Source organism: Pseudomonas sp. 05N434, assembly GCF_056396965.1.
This window is the reverse complement of sequence record NZ_JBFTMK010000631.1, coordinates 1-2,661: the sequence shown is the minus strand read 5'-3', so window position 1 is coordinate 2,661 and position 2,661 is coordinate 1. Positions and strand designations below refer to the sequence as shown.

Sequence of the window (2,661 nt, the reverse complement as noted above, 5' to 3'; positions counted from 1 at the left end):
CAATTTCATCCGCGCGTCTCAGGAAGTGCTGGTGGTGGTGTGCGATGAACCCACCTCGATCAGCGGCGCCTACGGGCTGATCAAGTTGCTCAACCTGAACTACGGTCTGCAGCGTTTTCGCGTGCTGGCCAACATGACGGGCAGTCCGGCGGAAGGCCGCAATCTGTTTGCCAAGCTGGAAAAGATTACCGAAATGTTCCTGGATGTCTCGCTGCAATACGTCGGCGCGGTGCCGAACGACGAAAGTGCGCACAAAGCCGTGCAGAAGGGACGCGCAGTGTTTGAAGCCTTCCCTCGTTCCAAGTGTGCTCAAGCTTTCCAGGCTCTTGCTCACAACGTCGACAGCTGGCCATTGCCGACTCATCCGAGAGGGCACGTGGAGTTCTTCGTTGAGCAACTCGTGCATAATTCCGGCAGGTGAGGCTGTCGACGGCGGCAGCCCATCGTTAGCTCAGCCGCGAAACGTGTTTCACAGCTTGTAGCCAATCTGCCGCAACAAATTCTTGCGCCACAGGATGTCTTCGTCGCCTTCAATGCCATCGGCACAGAAGCCATCCACGACGCCCAGGATCGCGCGTCCCTGCTCCGTCTCGGCAAGAATCACTTCGGTTGGATTGGCTGTTGCACAAAAAATGCGGCACACCTCTGGCACCATTTTGACGGCGTTCAACACGTTCAGCGGATAGAAACCGTCGCCGAGGAAAATGATGAAGCTATGGCCGGCGGCGATGGCTTGCGCGTTTTTCTGCGCAAGCTCGATCATGGCGGTATTGGTGCCAGACCATCGCACCAGGCATTTGCCGGAGGCTTCACAAAAAGCCACGCCAAACTGGATACCTGGCACGGCGTTTATCAACGCTTCGTGGAGGTCTTCAACGGACTTGATGAAGTGCGTCTGACCAAAGATGAAATTCGTCGCTTCCGGTTTGTCGATTTTCAACGTGATGAGTTGCATCTCAAACGCCTCCTGTCACGATGTCGCGGACCGGCATCGGGCCTCTATTCAAGCCGGGACGATCTCCTGCTCCTCTGGCTGTGTCTCCGGGTGGATGCGAACATCACCCAGTCTCCTCAAGGGATGCCCAGTTTCCAGCTGAACTTCTCGAAATCCCGGGCACTGATTTCGTGCTCGATCTGCAACCGCACGATCATGCGATTCCATTTGGTCAGTAACTTGAGCCGGCTCCTGATTGCAGTCCTTTGCAGAGGAATACAGATGAATATTAGCTCCAATTTGACCACCAGCCAGGGCGCCAGGATTCAGTCTGTGGCTGTCGTCGTACCTTAACGCGGTTTCATACGATAGGCCGTCGCGCTCCAGTACTGGTTACCATTGCTGGTATGGCGAATCCATCCGGTAGCCTCCAGGTGCTTGGCAATCATTCGATTCATTATTCCATGACCGAGCAGTAAAACAGGCCCTTCGTCGGCAAGGGATTGAAGCCGTTGAGCTGCCGTATTGGCGCGCATTCTGGCCTTACTGGCTGACTCGACCTTCCCCGAGAAACCGCACAACCATAAAACACGAAGAATAAATGCCCACGTAAACGGTGAAAGGCGCGGCAGTGTCCATCGTCCATGGGGCAGTTGCGCTTCGCAGAACATATCATCGACAACGCTGGCTTGAAGGCCTAGCGCTCGAACCGACGTCAGCGCCCGGGGCGCACTGCTCGACACGATCATTCTGGCGGTACGCGCCAGCGCCACACTCGATTGCGGGGCGGGTTGGTCGATGATTTCTGACAGGTCGTATTGCTCGATCCAGCGTTTCATATCGCGCGCTGAAACTTTGTCTTGCACGGCCAGATCTGGCTGGCCATGACGCATCAAGATAATTTCCTTTTCCACTGTTGCTACGTCCTTGTTTTGCTATTCCGTGAGTGGTTGCACTCATCGGAGATTTGAAGGCAAACGCCCCGTTGTGGGTCAAACTGCAGCGGCTGCGTTGTAGTTCTGTCAGCGATACTCCAGAGGCAGGCGAGCGACAATCATTATGAAGAGGGATAACCACCATGAGCAAGGAGACGGCCGGTTCAAAGGACACTGAGGGGCAAGGCTCTGCCTCTGCGCTGATTGAGGCGAAAATCAAGGCATTGGATGATTGGCGGGGCGCGACGCTCGCTCGGGTTCGAGCGCTCATCAAACAGGCCGACCCCGATGTGGTCGAGGAGTTGAAGTGGCGGGGTGTTCCGGTGTGGTCCCATGCCGGCATCATCTGCACCGGCGAGACGTACAAGAATGCGGTGAAGATGACGTTCGCCAAGGGCGCCTCGCTGGAAGACCCTTCAGGACTGTTCAACGCCAGCCTCGATGGCAACACCCGGCGTGCCATCGATATTCATGAGGGCGACCGGATTGATGAAACAGCCTTGAAGGCGCTGATCCGCGCCGCCGTGGCACTCAATCTGTCGTAGCGCCGTTCAGTCGAGCACAGATTCCGGTTCATCCAAGTGATCGATGTGCTTGAAACGCTCGACCAGAAAATCGATCAGGCTGCGCACTCGCGCCGACAGGTGCAACTGTTGCGGGTAGATGGCATAGACATCGGCGCGGGTCGGTGTCTGGTCCTCCAGCACCAGGCGCAAACGGCCACTGCGCACGTAGCGGGCGATGTCCCATTCGGCCCGCAGCAGAATCCCATGACCTTCCAGCGCCCAATTG

The 2,661-nt window shown here is 56.6% G+C and carries 5 protein-coding genes; 2 read left to right on the top strand and 3 right to left on the bottom strand.

Annotated features, from left to right (window positions below; all coding sequences use genetic code 11):
* Window positions 1-421: MinD/ParA family ATP-binding protein (locus AC1DLB_RS27150; protein ID WP_477786017.1), on the top strand; the 421-nt coding region annotated here is incomplete at its 5' end.
* 48 nt (window positions 422-469) lie between these two features.
* On the opposite strand, the gene AC1DLB_RS27145 is transcribed toward AC1DLB_RS27150, so the two are convergent.
* Window positions 470-955 (bottom strand): adenosine-specific kinase, encoded by a 486-nt coding sequence (locus AC1DLB_RS27145; protein ID WP_018928243.1) that lies wholly within the window; start codon window positions 953-955, stop codon window positions 470-472.
* Window positions 956-1,284: 329 nt separating this feature from the next.
* A complete protein-coding gene (locus AC1DLB_RS27140; protein WP_082920833.1) occupies window positions 1,285-1,848 on the bottom strand; it encodes a histidine phosphatase family protein in 564 nt (187 codons plus the stop codon).
* A 164-nt stretch (window positions 1,849-2,012) separates the two neighbouring features.
* Between AC1DLB_RS27140 and AC1DLB_RS27135 the strand changes: the two genes are divergently transcribed.
* The gene (locus AC1DLB_RS27135) at window positions 2,013-2,414 is read left to right on the top strand and encodes a DUF1801 domain-containing protein (protein WP_477744325.1); all 402 of its coding nucleotides are present in this window, start codon (window positions 2,013-2,015) and stop codon (window positions 2,412-2,414) included.
* Between the two features lie 6 nt (window positions 2,415-2,420).
* Here AC1DLB_RS27135 and AC1DLB_RS27130 read toward each other — a convergent pair.
* Window positions 2,421-2,661, bottom strand: a 241-nt coding sequence (locus AC1DLB_RS27130; protein WP_477786016.1) for a LysR substrate-binding domain-containing protein, incomplete at its 5' end; no start/stop codon positions are given.

Coding starts and splice junctions, on each gene's coding strand:
- AC1DLB_RS27145 (WP_018928243.1), bottom strand. CDS start 955: ATGCAACTCATCACGTTGAAAATCGACAAACCGGAAGCGACGAATTTC.
- AC1DLB_RS27135 (WP_477744325.1), top strand. CDS start 2,013: ATGAGCAAGGAGACGGCCGGTTCAAAGGACACTGAGGGGCAAGGCTCT.